The sequence below is a fragment of the Segatella sinensis genome, from assembly GCF_040095255.1.
GTDB lineage: Bacteria > Bacteroidota > Bacteroidia > Bacteroidales > Bacteroidaceae > Prevotella > Prevotella sinensis.
This window is the reverse complement of record NZ_JBBNGE010000007.1, coordinates 1-19225: the sequence shown is the minus strand read 5'-3', so window position 1 is coordinate 19225 and position 19225 is coordinate 1. Positions and strand designations below refer to the sequence as shown.

16 protein-coding genes are annotated in these 19225 nt (G+C 45.1%); 5 read left to right on the top strand and 11 right to left on the bottom strand.

All coding sequences use genetic code 11. From position 1 onward, the window contains the following. Positions 1 to 133 precede the first annotated feature (133 nt). Positions 134 to 3466 carry a helicase-related protein gene (locus tag AAAT87_RS03165; RefSeq protein WP_349225591.1) on the top strand — a complete coding sequence of 1111 codons (3333 nt, stop codon included), beginning with the start codon at positions 134 to 136 and terminating at the stop codon, positions 3464 to 3466. A 46-nt stretch (positions 3467 to 3512) separates the two neighbouring features. Then, positions 3513 to 6671 (top strand): Eco57I restriction-modification methylase domain-containing protein, encoded by a 3159-nt coding sequence (locus AAAT87_RS03160; protein ID WP_349225590.1) that lies wholly within the window; start codon positions 3513 to 3515, stop codon positions 6669 to 6671. 276 nt (positions 6672 to 6947) lie between these two features. Here AAAT87_RS03160 and AAAT87_RS03155 read toward each other — a convergent pair whose 3' ends face one another. The 11 genes from AAAT87_RS03155 to pheS form a co-directional block, all read right to left on the bottom strand. Next, on the bottom strand, positions 6948 to 7268 hold the full coding sequence (locus tag AAAT87_RS03155) for a hypothetical protein (RefSeq protein ID WP_349225589.1): 321 nt from the start codon (positions 7266 to 7268) through the stop codon (positions 6948 to 6950). Positions 7269 to 7280: 12 nt separating this feature from the next. After that, positions 7281 to 7610, bottom strand: a complete 330-nt coding sequence (locus tag AAAT87_RS03150; protein WP_217755709.1) for a type II toxin-antitoxin system RelE/ParE family toxin — start codon at positions 7608 to 7610, stop codon at positions 7281 to 7283. Continuing rightward, positions 7598 to 7885, bottom strand: coding sequence for a hypothetical protein (locus tag AAAT87_RS03145; RefSeq protein ID WP_287609048.1), 288 nt, complete (start codon positions 7883 to 7885; stop codon positions 7598 to 7600). The genes AAAT87_RS03150 and AAAT87_RS03145 overlap by 13 nt, the downstream gene beginning before the upstream one ends. Before the next feature lie 200 nt (positions 7886 to 8085). Further along, complete coding sequence (locus tag AAAT87_RS03140; RefSeq protein ID WP_349225588.1) at positions 8086 to 8217, bottom strand: hypothetical protein; 132 nt, start codon at positions 8215 to 8217, stop codon at positions 8086 to 8088. A gap of 62 nt (positions 8218 to 8279) precedes the next feature. Then, the gene (locus tag AAAT87_RS03135; RefSeq protein ID WP_428848558.1) at positions 8280 to 9089 is read right to left on the bottom strand and encodes a HesA/MoeB/ThiF family protein; all 810 of its coding nucleotides are present in this window, start codon (positions 9087 to 9089) and stop codon (positions 8280 to 8282) included. Between the two features lie 194 nt (positions 9090 to 9283). After that, positions 9284 to 9709, bottom strand: a complete 426-nt coding sequence (locus tag AAAT87_RS03130) for a biotin/lipoyl-containing protein (protein WP_022120280.1) — start codon at positions 9707 to 9709, stop codon at positions 9284 to 9286. 10 nt (positions 9710 to 9719) lie between these two features. Continuing rightward, positions 9720 to 9869, bottom strand: coding sequence for a hypothetical protein (locus tag AAAT87_RS03125; RefSeq protein ID WP_176425588.1), 150 nt, complete (start codon positions 9867 to 9869; stop codon positions 9720 to 9722). 119 nt (positions 9870 to 9988) lie between these two features. Then, positions 9989 to 11554 (bottom strand): acyl-CoA carboxylase subunit beta, encoded by a 1566-nt coding sequence (locus tag AAAT87_RS03120; protein ID WP_298532519.1) that lies wholly within the window; start codon positions 11552 to 11554, stop codon positions 9989 to 9991. A gap of 218 nt (positions 11555 to 11772) precedes the next feature. Continuing rightward, the gene (locus tag AAAT87_RS03115) at positions 11773 to 14190 is read right to left on the bottom strand and encodes a TonB-dependent receptor (RefSeq protein WP_349225587.1); all 2418 of its coding nucleotides are present in this window, start codon (positions 14188 to 14190) and stop codon (positions 11773 to 11775) included. 127 nt (positions 14191 to 14317) lie between these two features. Further along, the gene (locus AAAT87_RS03110) at positions 14318 to 14869 is read right to left on the bottom strand and encodes a DUF3332 domain-containing protein (RefSeq protein ID WP_153129295.1); all 552 of its coding nucleotides are present in this window, start codon (positions 14867 to 14869) and stop codon (positions 14318 to 14320) included. A 19-nt stretch (positions 14870 to 14888) separates the two neighbouring features. After that, on the bottom strand, positions 14889 to 15929 hold the full coding sequence (gene pheS / locus AAAT87_RS03105) for a phenylalanine--tRNA ligase subunit alpha (protein WP_089544574.1): 1041 nt from the start codon (positions 15927 to 15929) through the stop codon (positions 14889 to 14891). A 181-nt stretch (positions 15930 to 16110) separates the two neighbouring features. Between pheS and AAAT87_RS03100 the strand changes: the two genes are divergently transcribed. The 3 genes from AAAT87_RS03100 to AAAT87_RS03090 are packed head-to-tail and all read left to right on the top strand — an operon-like array spanning position 16111 to position 18895. After that, positions 16111 to 16968 carry a DUF4348 domain-containing protein gene (locus AAAT87_RS03100; RefSeq protein ID WP_295023997.1) on the top strand — a complete coding sequence of 286 codons (858 nt, stop codon included), beginning with the start codon at positions 16111 to 16113 and terminating at the stop codon, positions 16966 to 16968. Between the two features lie 32 nt (positions 16969 to 17000). Beyond that, positions 17001 to 18056 carry a UDP-N-acetylmuramate dehydrogenase gene (murB, locus tag AAAT87_RS03095; protein WP_295023995.1) on the top strand — a complete coding sequence of 352 codons (1056 nt, stop codon included), beginning with the start codon at positions 17001 to 17003 and terminating at the stop codon, positions 18054 to 18056. Positions 18057 to 18115: 59 nt separating this feature from the next. Next, positions 18116 to 18895, top strand: a complete 780-nt coding sequence (locus AAAT87_RS03090; RefSeq protein ID WP_296971268.1) for an MBL fold metallo-hydrolase — start codon at positions 18116 to 18118, stop codon at positions 18893 to 18895. Positions 18896 to 19225 lie beyond the last annotated feature (330 nt).

The following is a 19225-nucleotide window of genomic DNA, read 5'->3' as shown; positions in this document are numbered from 1 at the left end:
TCAATAGGCAAGGGTAATGCGAGTGATAGATTCCCTACGCCATTTCTGTTTTGGTAGCAACCATACAAACTAACAAGAATGTTTCTGCTTAGGGGAATGGCGGAAGTGCTAATACCCTTAGGAGATACAACAGATGAGCACTAAGTTTTTCAATAATACTCCAGATAATTCCTTGTTCGAGAAATTCAAGGGAATAGCCCACAACATGCTTGATTTTCATACCTTTCAGGCAGTAGTAGGATATTTCCGAAGTTCGGGCTATTTTAAACTTCGTGAGGAATTTGAACAGGTAAAAAAGATACAGATATTGGTAGGTATCAATATCGACAACATATTCCGTAAGCAATCCAAACTCTTTTTCGGACAGATTGATGAACAAGCCGTCATCGATGCCTATTCTCAAGATTTCGTTGAGGAGGTGAAGAATGCGGGCTATGATGAGCAGACGGAGAGAGGTATCCTCCAGTTTTGCCAGGACATCATCGACAAAAAACTGGAGATGCGTATCCATCGCAGCAAGAACCTCCATGCCAAATTCTATCTTCTTCTCCCGGAAAACCATAATCCAAACTCTGATGGCTGGGTTATCATGGGGTCCTCTAATCTATCCGATTCCGGTATGGGAACCGTGCCCAGCAATCGGTATGAGTTGAACGTGGCGATGAAAGATTATGATGATGTGGAATATTGCAAGCAGGAATTTGAGCAGCTTTGGGAGCAGGCCATTCCTCTGAATCTGCAAGACATCGAGCAGATGAAGGCGAAGACTCATCTTGCCCAGTTGCCTACACCATACGAACTCTATATGAAGGTGCTGATAGATACTTTCGGTTCGCAGGTGGAGGATGATTTTACGATGGAAATGCCTGAGGGTGTGAAGGATATCCGCTATCAGCACGATGCCGTGATTCAGGGTTATCAGATGCTGATGCAGCACAATGGCTTCTTCCTTGCCGATGTGGTGGGTTTGGGTAAAACCATCGTTGCCACGATGATTGCCAAGCGATTTGTTGAAGCGAATGGAAGATACACCAATATCCTGGTGGTTTATCCGCCAGCCTTGGAAAAGAACTGGACTGATACCTTCAAGCTTTTCGGCATCAAGCGCTACGCCCAGTTTGTGAGCAATGGTAGTCTGAATAAAATCATAGAGGGCGAAGGCAACTTCCGTGAAAAGGGAGAGTATGACTTGGTGATTGTTGATGAGGCGCATAACTTCCGTGGAGCCACCGCTGGCAGATACGATGATTTGCAGTTAATCTGCAAGACTCCTCGCATAAACGAAGGTTTGGTAAAAGGCCATCACAAGAAGGTGATGCTGCTTTCGGCTACTCCGCTCAACAATCGTCCAACCGATCTTCTGAATCTCTTGCTTCTCTTCCAGAATGCCCGCTATTCTACCATCGAAGGCATCCAGAATCTGCCTGTAACCTTCTCTCCATGGATAGAAGAATATGATAAGCTGATGCGTGAGCGTAAGTTAGACAAGCATAACGAAAGAAATGCAGAATTTGCCAAGCGTACCGATGACCTCTACGAGAAGATAAGAACGCAAGTGATTGATAAGGTGACGGTTAGACGAACCCGAAACAATATCAAGAATGTGCCTGCCTACAAGAAAGACTTGGATGACCAGCACATCGTATTCCCGGATATTCTTCCTCCTAACGAATTGATGTATGAATTAAATGGCGGTTTGAACGATCTCTTCTATAGTACGATGGCGATTCTTACCGATACGCCTCATCCCGAAGATAATCCTACTGGAAAAGGTTTGCACTATGCCCGCTATCGTGCCGTGGAGTTCTTGCAGGGCGAGGCGCGCAAGAAGTATCCTACTGCCCTTCATATTTCCACCATGCTGACAGGTATCTATCGTGTTCACATGGTCAAGCGATTGGAGAGCAGTTTTTACGCCTTCCGCCGTTCGCTCCATACCTTCCTCCGCATTACCGAGGATATGATCAAGATGTTTGACCAGAACAAGGTGATTATCGCTCCCGATATCAACGTGAAGGATAAGCAAGCCAAGGGATGGGAACTGGACCGCATCATAGAATATGCCGTAGAAAAAGGCTTGAAAGAGGAAGATACAGTCTTTAAAGACGAGGATTTCAGCGAACGGTTCCTGGAGATGCTGAAAGAAGATGCTAAGAATTTGAAGGAGCTTTGCAAAAAATGGGATGAGGTAAGCGAAGACCCTAAGCTGGAACTGTTTATCGATAAGCTGAAACATGAATTCTTTGATAAGGAGATAAATCCTACAGGCAAACTGGTTATCTTCTCTGAGAGCGTAGATACCGTGAATTATCTGACTGAGCAGTTGCAGAATCGTCTGCATCGCCATGACATTCTGGAAGTCTGTGCCAGCAATCGTACCAACAGGCAGGATATTCTCCGCAAGTGCTTTGATGCTAACTATGCCGAGCAATCGGATGAATTCAACATCGTGATTACTTCTGATGTGCTTGCCGAAGGTGTCAATCTGCATCGTGCCAACGTTATCATCAACTACGATTCGCCATGGAATGCTACCCGATTGATGCAGCGCATCGGTCGTGTAAACCGTATCGGTTCGGTGGCAGACAAGATATACAACTACATGTTCTATCCGTCGATGCAGGGCAACCAGGAGATTCATCTCTATAGCAACGCCCTCATCAAGTTGCAGGGCTTCCATTCAGCCTTTGGCGAGGATGCGCAGATTTACTCTAGAGAGGAAATCGTGAAAGAGTTCCAGATGTTTAATCCTGATATTCAGGATGCTGTGGATAGAAATCTGAAGTTCCTGGAAGAAGCCCGTGAGCTTTATCGCACCCATCGCAAGCTCTACAATCATATCAAGGCTTTGCCGATGAAGAGCCGAACGGTAAGGGAAATCGGAAAACATCCTCATTCTACCATCGTCTATCTTTCTTCGCCTCAGAAGGTGGAGTATTATTGGGTTAAGGCTGACGGCAAGGCTTTGTCTATCCCATTCTTGGATGCGATGGACATCATGAAGGCTGAGATGGAGGAGAAGCCGGGTGACTTTGCGAAGGTAATGGATTTCCATTACGACCAGGTGAAACTGGCATTGGAATCCTACCAGAAGGTGGTGAGAAAAGTGGTGGATGCCGAAAGCATGGAGAACAGGAAGAAAGATAAATCGACCAATGCCGTGCTGAGCATTCTCCGTACGATGAACCGAGCCTTGAATGCTGTGAATGTGGAGAAGACTGTGGCGCAAATCAAGAAGTTGGAGCAGATTGTGGAACTGGGTGTCTTCACCGGACTCAGTTCCAGCATCAACAGTTTTAATCGCCAGGTAAAGAAGCAGAAACCATCCAGCGAAGACCTCGTAGCGCAAATCATAGACAAGATAGATGAACTCTTTGATCGCTACAACATTCCGCTGGATACCGATGAGGAAAGAAACGAGGAAATCTTGGAACCGCAGATTGTGGTATCTGAGTCATTCATATAAGTTCTCTATATAATAAGGTGTAAGAACAGAAAAAACAAAGATAGTTATGGCAACATATAATAAAGAAACATTTAAGCGACTCTTTCAGTCGAAGTTCAATCTTTCAAAGTGGCAGATGTTGCTGCAGGATTACTTTCATGCCGACAAGGTGCGTGTGAATGCTGAGGTTTTGGACGAGGATGCCGAAGACCGCAAGGGATATTTCCTGGGCAGCATGACAACGCAAGATAATTATGAGTTAGGATTCTTCTATTATGAAATGGAGGATGGTTCGGTGCTGCGCCGCAAGGTGGGGCTTCGCAACCTGATTCGTCCTTATCTGGGTTATGGCTTTGATGCAGCCTTGGCGGTATTTAATGATGGAAACAACTGGCGCCTGTCTTTGATTTGCGACTTGAAGGAAGATGCTACCAGTACCAAGCGATTCACCTATGTGTTTGGTGATGAGAAGGCTTTTTATAAGACTCCTATACTTCGTTTTGAAAGCTTACGGACAAAAGCCAATGAGTTTCTTGAAATCAAGAAAGCCTTCTCTGTTGAGGCTCTTTCTGATGATTTCTTTGATGAATACCGTAAACAGTATGCTGAATTCGTGAAATTCCTTACGGGTAAGGAATACGTAAAGAAGGGAAACAAATGGGTGGAGCAGGAAACAGGAGAGCCCGATGCCCAGTATTTTACATCCTTTAAGAAGGATGATAAACTGGTGCGCGATTATATCAAGAAGATGATGGGTCGCATAGTGTTCCTTTATTTCCTGCAGAGTAAGGGATGGCTTGCTGGCAATCTACATTATATGCACGATTTGTTCTATGATGCCTCTGATGAGGTAAAGGGAGATTTTCTGGACAAGGTGCTTGAACCGATGTTCTTTGGCTTGCTCAATACCAAGCCAGAGGACCGGAGTAGTGCGCCTTTGGTTAACGGAGTAGGGGTGAAGTATATTCCGAATGCCGATGAAATTCCTTATCTTAATGGTGGACTTTTCCAGCAGGAGAAGATAGATGAAGTAGAATCAGTTTTCCCTGCCGGAATGTTCCAGTCGCTCTTCGATTTCTTTGATAGTTATAACTTTACGATTGATGAGAACGATCCGAATGATGCCGAGGTGGGAGTTGATCCTGAGATGCTTGGCAAGATTTTCGAGAATCTTTTGGAGGATAACAAGGACAAGGGAGCCTTCTATACCCCAAAGGAAATCGTTCGTTACATGTGTCAGGAGTCGTTGACGGCGTATCTGCAAACTGGCATAGATGATGCTGAGGTTAAGGAACATATTGCTAACTTTGTGAAAACCAATGATGTGGAGGAGCTGGGTGGAGCTTCTTCAGAACTTGCCATGTCTATCGACCAGAAGTTGATAGACGTGAAGATTTGCGACCCTGCCATCGGTTCGGGAGCTTTCCCTATGGGTTTACTCCGTGAACTCTATGCATGCCGCAAGTCTATCGAAATCTTCGAGGAGGATAATGCTGCCGACATCAAGCGCCACATCATTCAGAACAATATTTATGGTGTTGATATAGAGAAGGGAGCCGTAGATATCGCCCGTCTCCGTTTCTGGCTTGCTCTTATCATCGATGAAAAGGAGCCGATGCCATTGCCTAATCTCGACTTTAAGATTATGCAGGGCAACTCGTTGCTGGAGAGTTACAAAGGGGTGGACTTGGATGTTACTTCCAAGAAGTTGAAGACCGGCAAGGATACTAAGAAAACTCGTGGTGTTCTCTCGTTGGGTTTTGAGGAAACAGATGTACAGAAAATCATCCAGGATTTAGTAAAATCATATTTTAGTATCACCGACCATACCTTGCGTGCTCAGCGTCGCCAGCAGATAGATAAGTATGTGAAGGATTACATCAAAGTTTGTGCCGAGGGAAATCATGAGGTGCAGGATGCTGTAGATGAATTGGAGATTCCAAATGACCAGTTCTTCCTTTGGCATACATATTTTGCGGATGTATTCGAAAAGGGCGGATTTGATATTGTGATTGGTAATCCGCCGTATGTTTTTGCTAGAAATAGTGAAGAAAAAGGAATGACAGATAATTTCAAGGAATATTATTATTCTCATTTTGAACTTGCAAAATATCAAATTAATTTGTACCATTTATTTGTCGAACAAGGAAATAATATTCTTTGTTGTAATGGTGTGTTTGCTTATATTATTCCAAATAATTGGTTAACGATAAATACAAATGCTGAATTGCGAAAGTATGTACTATCAAATTCAAATATTCAGATAACAAACTTTTATAAAAAAGTTTTTGAATCTGCTGATGTTGACAGTAGCATTTTGATTTATAATAAAGATACAAATGCTCCTTATGTGACATTGTCTGAATCTATTGATAAGGAAGATTTTAAAACGATTAAGACACTACCATGTTCTATTCTTCTTAAAGAGAACGATTTTGTTATTAATATTGAGCGTTATAAAAATGATTCTTTTGCTGATGTTATGATTAAGATAGAGAGCAATACTAAGCAGCTTTCTAAAGAATATGCAGATGTTAAGGCAGGATTACAAGCATATGAAGTAGGAAAAGGTACTCCTCCTCAGACAAAAGAAATGAAAAAGAGTAGAATTTATCATTCTTTGGAAAAGAAAGATGAGACATATTATAAATACATTGATGGTGTTGATGTTAAGAGATATGGTTTAACATGGAATTCTGGAGAGTTTTTAAAATATGGACGTAATCTTGCTGCTCCTCGAAAATGGGAGTTGTTTTCGACACCAAGAATTTTGGTTAGACAAATTCCATCTAAACCACCATATTGTATTTTGGCATGTTATACAGAAGAAACATTCTTGAATGATAGAAATTCAATGAACATAATAAATATAAAGTGTAATCCTTTATGTTTGTTGGGTATTCTTAATTCGCGTGCCATTTCTTTTTGGTTTGAGCATAAATTTGGAAAACTACAGAGAGGGTTGTTCCCGCAATTTAAAATAAATGAGTTAGCAGCATTCCCAATCCCAGAGGTTTCCTTAAAACAAGAGGCATTGTTGGCGAGATTAGTTTCTAAGCAACTTAACAGAAGTGATAATTCTATTGAAATAGATGAAAATCGGTTAGATGGTCAAATCGATTTCCTCGTCTATCACCTCTATGGCTTGACCTATGATGAAGTGTTGATTGTTGACCCAGAGACTCCAATCTCTCGTGAGGAGTATGAGGCATATAAAGAGGAATAAAGACGGAATTTGTAAGTGAAATTATTGATATTCAGTATTTTAGTTCTAGCGACCCCATGAAATGCGGGGGCGCTAGAATCCTATTTCGAGTGTCAGAGCTGGGGAATATATTATAGGTGGAACTCTTTTTAAAGCTTTTGCCCTTACAGGGCGTATTGCTGATTGCTAGCATACCCAGGGCGTTGCCCTGGGCTAAGAGCTTTTGGGCTTTCAGCCCGTTCTTGAACCATCTGCAAAAAATCAGAAAGAATCTTTATCCTCGAAGTGCATTATATGTTAAATTCCATTCTTTGTCAAGAACAGTGATTTCAGCTTCTTCTTGCAGTTCTTTCTAAAATCTTCTATACTGATAGAACGCTTCCAATCTTCTAGCCACGGGTATTGTGCCGTTAGTTCTTTTTCAAAGTCATCTGCATTTGACCATGTTCGTTCTTCATTTAGTTTATTGAAAAACTCTTCTTCATTATAGCTAACACCTGTTCTTTCATACTCCGCTTCAATGGCTTCAATCCTAGCCACGGCTTCTTCTTCATTGGCCGGATGCCAGCCAACTGGAATCGGCTGCTCTTCTTGTAATGTATATCTTTTCTCCTTCATAAGCTCTTTCCTTTATAGTTTTCTTTTGAATTGTCTAATCAGATATCTAGGGCTTCTTCTCATATCCCATAAATCTACGAAAATGACGAGGTCGTTGGCTTCGTCGTAACGATAGATAATCTTCCAATTCTCCTTGATGATAGCACTATGGTAAGGACGGTGGAATCGCTTAAGCATTGGCTCTCTGGGTGAAGAAAGAGGATGAAGCATCAGGCGATGTTTGATGTCATCAAGCTCTTTATTAAACCGTTTTACTGAAGTAGCTCCAAATTCGGCTAGTGTGTAAACCACCATATCTCGAAGTTCCTTCTTAAAAGGGTCTAGTAATTTTATATGAGCCATAATCCTTCAGATTTAAGTTCTGCTATAAAATCATCAAAATCTGTAGCCTTGCCTGTCCTTTCATACTCCGCCTCAATAGCTTCAATCCTAGCTACGGCTTCTTCTTCATTAGCCGGATGCCAGCCAACTGGAATCTTGTTCCAGTCAATATCTTCTTCTGCACATTCATCCTCGGGAAGTGCTATGGCGGCATTTCCGTGATAGGCTGGTGCTGGCTCTGCTGCGAAAGCTGCATCTTTCTGTTCTTCTGGCAATGTATATCTTTTCTCTTTCATAAGCTTGCGTATTTTATCTGCTGCAAAAATACGATTATTATCTGAATCATGCAAGAAAAATGGGAGAAAAGTTTTTAAAGTATCTTATAATCATGGTTTTTGCTCTTTATTGGGCTTGGGGTGTTTCTAAAAAAAAGTCACAATATCCGGCAGATGGTGCTGAGTATTGTGACTTTACTTTTTTGTTATACAAATCTTTTCTATTCGATGCTTTCTTCTATCGACTTCAATACATAGTCGAGAATCTCATCGGTGTGGCAGAGGGAGATGAAATTGCCCTCAAACTGCGATGGACTTACGTAGATGCCCATAGGCACGCAGTTTGACTTCAACTGACCCGCCTGAATCTCGCCCGCCTTGAACTTTCAATACCTTGAAGGAATTGAGGTGAATCTTAGTGGTGTTTCAAATCACACGCAGCCTGCTCATAGTCGATGAGATGATCAATGGTAGGGTGGTCGCCGCAGATTTCGCAGGATGCACGCTTCTTTACCTTGATGGTGCGGAAGTTCATCGTCTTGGCATCGAAGGTGAGCAATCGGTCGGTGAGCAGTTCGCCCACACCGAGGAAGTACTTCAAAGCCTCTGCTGCCTGAATGGTTCCGAGCATACCGGCGATGGCACCCAATACTCCTGCCTGGCTAGAGGTAGGAACAGTGCCTGCTGGAGGTGGTTCCTTGAAGAAGCAACGGTAACATGCCGTGCCTGGCAGGTGGGTAAAGGTCTGACCCTGGAATCTCAGGATGCCGCCATGCGAGAATGCCTTGCCCAAGCGCACACAGGCATCATTGATGAGGAACTTCGCAGGGAAGTTGTCTGTGGCATCGATGATGAAATCCCATGGCTTGATGATTTCCTCGGCATTGTCTGAGGCGAGGAAAGTATGATATGTTGTCACCTCTACATCAGGATTGATGGCAATCATCTTCTCCTTGGCGCTTTCCACCTTAGGGGTGTTCAAGTCCTTGGTCTGGTGGATTACCTGGCGTTGCAGGTTGCTGAGGTCAACCACATCGGCATCCACGATACCGATATGTCCCACGCCTGCCGCAGCAAGGTAGAGGGCTACCGGAGAGCCCAAGCCACCGGCACCAATGATGAGTACCTTGGCGTTGAGGAGCTTTTCCTGTCCCTCGAGGCCTACATCCTGAAGGAGGATGTGGCGGCTGTATCTTTCTATCTGTTCTTCTGTTAAATCTATCATTTTATTGTACTTTATGTCTTTTTTCTTTAGTAAAAAATTACTTTGTATAGCAGTTTATGCTCATACAGCAGTATAGAAAAAGGTCGCAAACAATTAACAGCTTGCGACCTTTGATATTCTTTATAATTTTCCGAATTATAAATTCCCGAATCATCAATTCCCGAATCAGGAAGTATAATTCTCGAATTCTTGATTTACTCGATAACCACGAGAGCATCCTCTTCGAGTACAGCCTGACCAGGCTTTACGCAGATAGCTGTAACCTTGCCATCCTTCTCAGCCTCGATGTTGTTCTGCATCTTCATAGCCTCGAGAACGACGACAGTATCGCCAGCCTTTACTTCCTGACCAACAGCCACCTCGATGCTGGTGATAGTACCAGGGAGAGGAGCCTTTACAGCGTTGGCTGTATTTACGTTGGCAGCTGGAGTAGCCTCAGCATCATCAGATGCAGCAGCAGGCTGACCGAGCACTACCTTCTTCTTCTCTGGTTCAGCTTCCTGTTCCATCTCAACCTTGTAAGCTTCGCCATTTACGTTCACGCTTGCGATGTTACCCTCAACAGCGTCAATCTGAACCTTGTATTCTTTTCCGTCAATTGTATATTTAAACTCTTTCATTTCTTTATCTTTATGGTTTGGCTGTTAAACTCAAGAACTTGGCGTTCCACATCGTCTGACGTGGCTTGATCGTAATGATGCCAGGCTCCTTGTCGTGTACGTTATTGCCCTGGTACTCATAGAGTGCCATGGCAATCGCAGCATAAATATTCTTATCCATTCGTTTTTACTTTAATTTTGAGTGTTGATTGTTGAGTGTTGAATTAGGCTTGCGCCCTTCTGTTATGTTGAGTCTGTATATAACTCAACATTCTACACTCAACATTCAACATTTCTATATTACATTGGCATGCAGCCATGCTTCTTAGCTGGCAAGCTCTGGCGCTTGGTTGCGAGCTGAGCCAAACCACGGCAGATGCGGAAACGGGTATTGCGTGGCTCGATGACATCATCGATGTAGCCATACTGAGCAGCCTGATATGGATTAGCGAACTTGTCGGTGTATTCCTGCTCCTTCTCAGCCAGGAATGCCTTTACATCCTCGCCAGCTTCCTTCTTAGCCTTAGCTTCCTTACCGCAGAGAACGGCAACGGCACCGCTGGCACCCATTACGGCAATCTCTGAAGATGGCCAAGCGAAGTTCAAGTCAGCACGCAACTGCTTGCAACCCATCACGATATGGCTACCACCATAGCTCTTACGCAATGTGATAGTGATCTTTGGCACGGTAGCCTCGCCGTAAGCGTAGAGCAACTGTGCACCGTGGAGGATGACAGCGTTGTACTCCTGACCTGTACCTGGCAAGAATCCTGGTACGTCAACGAGAGATACGATAGGAATGTTGAATGCATCGCAGAAACGAACGAAGCGGGCTGCCTTGCGGCTAGCGTTAACATCGAGTACACCAGCGTAAGCTGAAGGCTGGTTGGCTACGATACCCACGCTCTGACCATTGAAGCGGGCGAAACCAGTGATGATGTTCTTGGCGAACTTAGGCTGAATCTCGAAGAACTCTCCGTTATCAGTTACAGCGCCAATCACCTTATACATATCGTATGCCTGGTTAGGATCCTCAGGGATAATCTCGTTCAGAGTATCGTCCATACGGTCGATAGGGTCTGTGCACTCTACGCGTGGAGCCTCTTCTGTATTGTTGCTAGGGATGTAAGAGAGCAGGCTCTTGATCATCTCGATAGCCTCTTCCTCTGTCTTGGCAGCGAAGTGGGTAACACCACTCTTGGTTGCGTGGACAGATGCACCACCGAGGTGCTCTGCATCGATATCCTCACCAGTTACGGTCTTGACAACCTTAGGACCGGTCAGGAACATATAAGAAGTCTGCTCCTTCATGATGATGAAGTCGGTCAGAGCTGGAGAGTAAACGGCACCACCTGCGCAAGGGCCCATGATGGCAGAGATCTGTGGGATGACACCAGAAGCGAGGATGTTGCGCTCGAAAATCTCACCATAACCAGCGAGGGCGCAGATACCTTCCTGGATACGGGCACCACCTGAGTCGTTCATACAGATAACAGGTGCACCCATAGTCATTGCCATATCCATTACCTTGCAGATCTTCTGTGCCATAGTCTCAGAGAGTGAACCACCGTTTACGGTGAAGTCCTGAGCATATACGTAAACCAGGCGGCCGGCTATTGTAGCGCTACCAGCTACCACACCATCACCGAGGTACTGCTTCTTCTCCATACCGAAGTTGGTGCAACGGTGCAGCTTAAACATGTCGTACTCCTCGAAACTGCCAGCATCTACTAACATTTCGATACGCTCACGAGCTGTATATTTGCCACGTGCATGCTGCTTCTCGATGGCCTTCTCACCACCGCCAAGACGAGCCTGTTCGCGCTTAGCGATCAGCTCCTTAATCTTTTCTACTTGTTTGCTCATAATTAATTATTATGTATAATTTCTTTTTTCGTTTATAGTGATTTGAGATGATGGATATGAACCATCATCGCATAAATCGGGCACAAAGATACGAAAAAAACCGCAGATAGCGAACTATCTACGGTTAAATATTTAGAATAATGTGAAAAATCACCATTTTTGAGTGCTAAAACTCCTCGCTTTTAACTCCTTTCTCTCTGCTTTTAACTCCTGGCTTATCAGAATTCCATCAACACTCTTGCATTGAGCTGTCTGCCGGTGAGATAATTAGGCACGGCATACTGCTGATTTGTGACATCTGTTACCCAATAGTAGCTGTTTACATTGTCTATGCCGAAGAGATTGAGGCAATCTATGCCCACTGTAACATTCTTGAGGAATGTTCTGTGCTCATGATGGCGGTTGTCCAGTAACTGATAGCTCATTCCGATATCTGCTCGGCGATAGGCGGTGGCACGGAAACTGTTGGTTTCCAATTCTCTATGAGGTGCAGCGAATGGAAGTCCATCGGCAAAGGCAAGCTTGAGAGACAGGAGCCACTTCCTGCTGCCTGGGAAGTAATCGGTGAAGAAGAGGTTCACTGCATACCGCTGGTCGGTAGGAAGCGGGATGCTCTTGCCGTTGAGTTTCATCCTGGTATCCATCAGCGACAGGCTGAGCCAGGAATCCGTGCCGGGCACAAACTCGCCATAGAGCTTGAAGTCGAGACCTGCTGCATGACCGCTGCATTCGTTCTGTCCGTAATAAACTACCTTTACATTGCTGACAGAGTAGGGCACCAGATTGCTCAATGCCTTATAGTAGGCTTCTGCCGAGAACTTGTATCTCTGTTCATTTACCTTGAACCGGTAGTCGTAACCGGCAATGAAGTGGATGCTTCGCTGACTCTTGATCTTCCGGTTGAGTGAGGCGATGGTTACTCCATTGATGGTGGATGTATCTCTCAGCTCCTTGAAGAAAGGTGCCTGATAATAAAGTCCTGCAGCGAAACGGAGCGTCGTGTTCTCATGGCTTGCCGGAATGATAGCGAGGGAGACGCGTGGGCTCAGGATGGTTTCCCGGTTGAAGTTCCAATGGCTCAGACGAAGACCATAGCTCAATGTATAGCGTGTTTGCCTGATATCGCCAGACTGGGTTGAATCTCCTCCGCTAGTGAAGCGGTAAGTATCTTGAAGATAGGCTTCTATGCGGTTGGCATTCAACTCGTTTCTAGCCTTCATAGAATAGTACATATAGAGGTCTTTTCCGGTGTGAGGAATGCTGTATCCGGCAGAATCTCTCATCTCGTATTCTACGGAATTTTCTTCGATGTGCTCCCGTTTCAGCGTGACTGCAGTCTCCAAATCATGCTTCTTTACCTTATGTTTCAGCATCAGCTTGGCACTCATCACACGAGCCGTGAGATAGTTGCGGGCATGTTCGAAGTAAGTTCCTACACCTAGGTTTTCGGAGGTCTCGGTCTGGTCGAGCCAATACTGTCCCTGGATATCGTATTTTTCCTGTTCCCTGGTGTAGAAGGCACTGCCCAGGAGCGAGATGCTGGTGTTGGAGGTGATGTTGCGGGTGATGCCCAGTGTTCCGAAACAGGTGAGGAAGCGATCCTTCTCCTGACCATCGAAATACACTCTAAAGTTCTTGACGTTTTCCATTGTTCCGAAGGTGGTTTCACGGTCGGATGGTTCGAAATTGTAATGGTTGTCGGAGATGTTTCCGATGAAATCAATCTTCCAACGCTTGTTGGGCTGATAGCTCAGATAGGTTTGGTAGTCGAGATAGTTCGGCTTGTATTCTCCCTTGGTTTCCATCGAACCGAGCAGATAGGCTGTAGTCTTGTATCTCACACTGTTGAGCCAGGACAGTTTCCGGGTTCCCAATCCTATGTAGGCATCTGCTCCGAGCAGGCTGGCAGCAATGCTTCCTTCTACAATCGGGCTCTTTCCTTTCGACCTTAAGGTCTTGTAGGTGATGTCGAGTGCAGAACTCATCTTGTCTCCGTATTTGGCTGCATATCCACCCGTAGAGAATCCGATTTTATCTACCATATAGGGATTGATGATGGAGAGACCTTCTTGCTGACCGCTCCGGACGAGATAAGGACGATAAACCTCCACATTATTTATATATACGGAGTTTTCGTCGAAAGCACCGCCACGCACATTGTATTGTGATGATAGTTCGTTGTGAGTGCTTACGCCGGCTTGCTGCTGGATGATGCCTTCTACGGCATTGCTGTTGGCAGAAGGGGCCAGTCTGGCATCCTTGAGCTTGATTTCCTGCGTCTGGTCGGTCTGGATCTTTTCTCCCGTTACATTCACTTCTCCCAGCATGGCAGCATCGGTATGGAGGACGACTTGCAGGTTTTGCTTGCCTCGAGGTTTTCTCAGCACTCTCATCTTGCTCTTGTATCCTATCATGGAGAACTTGACCATCACGCTGTCGGCAGAATGAAGGCGCATGCTGAACTCTCCCTTCAGTGAGGTAAAGGCTACCTTTCCCTGGCTTGCCACGGATACGGTGGCAAGCTCTATAGGATGGCTGTCTTCATCAGTCACCCTGCCGTGCAGTGTAAATTCCTGTGCCATCATCTTCAGGGTGGCAATCAGGCATATCGTGAGTATGAATAATCTCTGTTTCATACATTATCTAACGCAGAAACACCTTATTTATTATAATAATGAAGTAGAATAATGGAATGGATAAAAATAAAAAAGGTGAGTCATTTCTTTGATGACTCACCTTTTTCATATAGAGTAGGGTAGTATTTTACTTGTTGCAAGCAAAATACAAACCGTCGTTAACAGCCATGCGGAGCTGGTAAAGACCAATCTCGTTCTGCTCTACGTTCATCTTCTGTCCGTTAGGCAGGCAAGCCTGGATGCTGCCATCCTCGTTGAAGCTGAAGAGCTCACGAATGTCTCCATCCTTGCTGTAAGACCAGCTCTTATTCTTCTTGTCGAACACGAAGTAAGACTTTTCGCCAGCAGGGTCGGTAATCTCGTAGCCATTCTTCAGAGTCTTGATGGCATACAATCTGCCATCCTTGCCAGTAACATTCTGAGTCTTGCCAACATTGGCAATCACTTTGTCGCCTGTCCAGAACTCGATAGTGTTGAGTACAAGCAAGTCTGCTGCTGAGCAGACTGCATAAGCAGGGCTGATGACAATGAAAATCAACTCGTTGATGAACTTGTTGTCAGTTGCACGTTTGTTCCAGTTGAGCACATTATTAGTCAAGCTGAAAGAGCCGATGCACGAACTTAAGCACATTGATCCCAATGCGAGCGCAATGATGGTGTTAACTGTAATTTTTTTCATGTTGATTCTTATTAATGAATTACTTTGCAGATTCGAATTCACGCAGGAATCGGGTGTCGTTCTCTGAGAAGAGACGAAGGTCGCTCACACGATACTTCAGGTTGGTGATACGCTCAACACCCATACCGAATGCATAGCCGGTATATACGTTGCTGTCGATACCACAAGCCTCGAGGTCGTGAGGGTCAACCATACCGCAACCCAGGATTTCAACCCATCCTGTATGCTTGCAGAAGTTACATCCCTTGCCACCGCAGATGTTGCAGGAGATATCCATCTCTGCACTAGGTTCTGTAAATGGGAAGTAGCTAGGGCGCAGACGGATCTTGGTATCTGCACCGAACATCTCGCGAGCGAAGGTGAGGAGCACCTGCTTGAGGTCGGTGAAGCTTACGTTCTTATCTACATAGAGACCTTCTACCTGGTGGAAGAAGCAGTGAGCACGTGCGCTGATAGCCTCGTTGCGATATACTCGTCCTGGGCACAATACGCGGATAGGTGGCTCGTGGGTCTCCATATAGTGAGCCTCGTCGTTAGAGGTATGGCTACGGAGAAGTACATTCTTGGTAACATCGTCGGAGTCGGTCTTCTCGATGAAGAATGTATCCTGCATGTCGCGGGCTGGATGATCGGCAGCGAAGTTCAGCATGGTGAATACGTGCTTGTCGTCATCTACCTCTGGACCCTGATAGAGAGTGAATCCCATGCGGCCGAAGATGTCGATGATCTGATTCTTCACCACGGTCAATGGATGGCGGGTTCCGAGCGCTACAGGATAAGCTGTACGGGTCAGGTCGATGTCATCGCTTGAAGACTCTGCCTCCTCCATCTGTTCTTTCAGACCATTGATTTTCTCAAGGGCTGCGTTCTTTAATTCGTTGATCTTGATACCAACCTCTTTTTTCTGGTCGCCTGGCACATTGCGGAAGTCGGCCATAAGGGCATTGATTTCACCCTTCTTGCTGAGATACTTGATGCGAAGCTGCTCTACCTCCTCTGCGTTCTGGGCAGTGAGAGCGTTGACTTCTTTCAAGAGTTCTTCGATTTTCTCTAATAACATATCTTATTATTTGTCTGTTTACAAAATTGAAGTTTAAGCGATTTGTCCGCCATAAATGGCTCGCAAAAGTCACTATTTCATCTATTTTGAGTGCAAAGATAACATTTTTTGCTTAAAATATGAAATATCTCAAAAGAAAGTTGTACTTTTGCATAGAAAATTTGAGAAATTTTATAAGTTTATGAAGAAACTCTCTTTGATAACAGTTATGTTGGCGGTGCTTACCATCGTTTGCTTCACATCTGTAGGATGCACAGACAAGAAGCCGGCACCTGCCGTTGATTCGACTGCGGCTGATACTGCCGTAGCCGACACACAAGCTATGGACTCAACAGAAAAATTGATAGAGGAGACTCCGATGCCGAAGGCAGCTGATGAGTTGTTTGATGATTTCCTGTTCAATTTCGCAGCCAGTCGCAAACTTCAGATGGAACGCATCCATTTCCCTCTGGCAGTATATCGTAATGATAAATTAAAGAAACACATCGCGAAGCGACGTTGGAAGATGGAACATTTCTTCATGCGTCAGGATTACTACACGCTTATTTTCGATAACCGTAAGCAGATGAACCTGATGAAGGATACCACCATCGACCATGTGGTGATAGAGAAAGTATTCTATAGTAGAAAGGTAGTTCAGCAGTTCCTCTTCAACCGCATCAACGGTCAGTGGATGATGACCAGCATCAATTACAAGCCGATGTATCAGAATATGAATGCCAGCTTCCTGAAGTTCTATGGATCCTTTGCCACGGATACGGCTTTCCAGTCTCGCCATCTGCATAATCCGGTGAAGTTTACGGGTCCAGATCCTGATGATGATTTCAGTACGATGACGGGCGAGATTGAGCCTGAGACCTGGCCTGCTTTTGCTCCGCAGTTGCCTCATGGCATGATATATAATATCATCTATGGACAGAAATATACGGAGAGCAGCCAGAAAATCTTTGTGATTCGCGGTATTGCCAATGGAATGGAAACCCGTCTTACCTTCAAGAGAATCGGGGGTAGATGGCAGCTGATGAAGCTGGAGATGTAGTTTTTAGTTCACTGTTAATAATTTGACCAGATATGAAGGATATCCGAGACTATAGCCTGTTGGCTCACAATACGTTTGGAATTGATGCCAAGTGCAAGCGATTCCTGGAATACTCATCGGTAGAAGAGGCACAGCTGATTGTGGCTGGGCTTACGGCTGCCGATCAGCCGCTGCTCATCCTGGGCGGAGGCAGTAATCTCCTGCTTACAGGTGATTATCAGGGCACGGTGCTCCATTCTGCCATCAAGGGCATTGAGGTGCTTGAGAATGGCGACTTGGCTGCTGCTGAGCATGATGATGCCCTGCTGAATCCGGATTGGGTGTTCCTGAACTGTGGTAGCGGCGAGGTTTTTGATGATGTGGTGGCCTATGCGGTTGAGCATGACTTCTATGGTGCCGAGAATCTGAGCATTATTCCGGGCGAAGTTGGAGCAAGTGCTATCCAGAATATCGGTGCCTACGGAGTAGAGGCAAAGGATATTATATATAAGGTGGAGGCTGTGGAGATTGCTACCGGCAAGTTGGTAGTTTTCGATAACCAGGATTGCCAGTACAGCTATCGCCAGAGTAAGTTCAAGCATGAGTGGAGAGATCAGTATCTCGTTACCCATGTCATCTATCGCCTGAAGAAGACTTATGCCCCAGACCTGGACTATGGTAACATCCGTGCATCTCTGGCGGCTAAGAATATCGAGCATCCTACAGCGCGGCAGCTTCGTGATGTCATCATCGAAATCCGCAATGCCAAGTTGCCTGATCCTAAGGTGCAGGGCAATGCGGGCAGCTTCTTCATGAATCCTATCGTAGAGAAGGCTAAGTATGATGCTTTGGCAGCCCTGTATCCGGGTATGCCACATTATACCATCGACGAGGAGCATGAGAAGATTCCTGCAGGATGGATGATCGATCAGTGCGGATGGAAGGGCAAGAGCCTGGGCCGTGCCGGTGTGCATGACAAGCAGGCATTGGTGCTTGTGAATCGTGGCGGTGCTACGGGTGAGGAGATCGTCAATCTCTGTGAGACCATCAGGAAAGATGTGAAGCAGAAGTTTGGCATTGATATCCATCCGGAAGTGAATGTAAAGTGACAAGTGAAGAACGAAGAGTGAAGAATTCGGTTGTTTTTCAGAGAAAGATTTGAATATTAATGAAGATAACATTATTGGGAACAGGAACATCTAGCGGTGTTCCTGTTTTAGGTTGTGATTGTGAGGTGTGCCGCAGCAAGGATCCACGGGATAACCGTTTGCGCTGTGCGGCGATGATTGAGACTGAGCGTACCCGTATTCTGATAGATGCAGGACCGGATATCCGTCAGCAGCTCCTGCGGGTTCCTTTCCGCAAGCTGGATGGTGTGCTGATTACGCATATCCATTACGACCATGTGGGTGGTATCGACGATCTGCGTGGTTTCTGTGTTTATGGTGATATCAATATCTATGGCGATGAAATCACCACAGAGACATTGCCGCATACGATGCCTTACTGCTTCCCTAAGGATGCGGAAAAGCTTTATCCGGGTGCTCCCAAGTTGAAGCTGCATACCATCGTACCCCATCATTCCTATCAGATTGGAGATGTCGGGTTTATGCCTATCCGGGTGATGCACGATCAACTGCCTATACTGGGTTATCGTTTCGGAAAGTTTGCCTACATCACGGATATGAAGTCGATGAGTGATGAAGAGTATGCTTACCTGGATGGCGTAGAGACCTTGGTGATCAATGCGCTGCGCTTCGATAAACCTCATCATAGTCATCAATTGGTGGATGATGCCATCCGTGTGGCACGCAGGATAGGAGCTAAGCAGACCTACCTTACTCACGTTACTCATCAGATAGGATTGCATGATGCCGCCAATGCCCAGCTTCCTGCTGGTTTTTGCTTTGCCTACGATGGTCTGGAGCTGGAAATTGACGAAGAATAAGTCTTAATGAAATTGAAAGAAATAAAAAAGCACAACATATAAGATTAAAGAATCTTAAGAAAAAGCATTTTTTTTAGGAAAAGCTTGTGGAATTCGCAGATTCTTTCTACATTTGCATGTGTGTTTTTCATAGTATTAGATTTAAGGTTAACAAGGTATTGGGTCACAGCGGTGACCCTTTTTTTGTTTTTATACCCTAGTAAAGACACAAAAAAATGCTTCTTCCGCTTTTCTCGTTGGTAAGACCATATATGGGTCACTTGCAAAAGCGTGTGGATAGCATAGCACAATAAAAGCAAGCAGGTGTACGTTTATAGAGTAAACGTTAGA

Coding starts and splice junctions, on each gene's coding strand:
- AAAT87_RS03155 (WP_349225589.1), bottom strand. CDS start 7,268: ATGAAGGAGAAAAGATATACATTACAAGAAGAGCAGCCGATTCCAGTT.
- AAAT87_RS03150 (WP_217755709.1), bottom strand. CDS start 7,610: ATGGCTCATATAAAATTACTAGACCCTTTTAAGAAGGAACTTCGAGAT.
- AAAT87_RS03165 (WP_349225591.1), top strand. CDS start 134: ATGAGCACTAAGTTTTTCAATAATACTCCAGATAATTCCTTGTTCGAG.
- AAAT87_RS03160 (WP_349225590.1), top strand. CDS start 3,513: ATGGCAACATATAATAAAGAAACATTTAAGCGACTCTTTCAGTCGAAG.
- pheS (WP_089544574.1), bottom strand. CDS start 15,929: ATGTTATTAGAGAAAATCGAAGAACTCTTGAAAGAAGTCAACGCTCTC.
- AAAT87_RS03125 (WP_176425588.1), bottom strand. CDS start 9,869: ATGGATAAGAATATTTATGCTGCGATTGCCATGGCACTCTATGAGTAC.
- murB (WP_295023995.1), top strand. CDS start 17,001: ATGAAGGATATCCGAGACTATAGCCTGTTGGCTCACAATACGTTTGGA.
- AAAT87_RS03090 (WP_296971268.1), top strand. CDS start 18,116: ATGAAGATAACATTATTGGGAACAGGAACATCTAGCGGTGTTCCTGTT.
- AAAT87_RS03120 (WP_298532519.1), bottom strand. CDS start 11,554: ATGAGCAAACAAGTAGAAAAGATTAAGGAGCTGATCGCTAAGCGCGAA.
- AAAT87_RS03145 (WP_287609048.1), bottom strand. CDS start 7,885: ATGAAAGAGAAAAGATATACATTGCCAGAAGAACAGAAAGATGCAGCT.
- AAAT87_RS03110 (WP_153129295.1), bottom strand. CDS start 14,869: ATGAAAAAAATTACAGTTAACACCATCATTGCGCTCGCATTGGGATCA.
- AAAT87_RS03135 (WP_428848558.1), bottom strand. CDS start 9,089: ATGATAGATTTAACAGAAGAACAGATAGAAAGATACAGCCGCCACATC.
- AAAT87_RS03130 (WP_022120280.1), bottom strand. CDS start 9,709: ATGAAAGAGTTTAAATATACAATTGACGGAAAAGAATACAAGGTTCAG.
- AAAT87_RS03100 (WP_295023997.1), top strand. CDS start 16,111: ATGAAGAAACTCTCTTTGATAACAGTTATGTTGGCGGTGCTTACCATC.
- AAAT87_RS03115 (WP_349225587.1), bottom strand. CDS start 14,190: ATGAAACAGAGATTATTCATACTCACGATATGCCTGATTGCCACCCTG.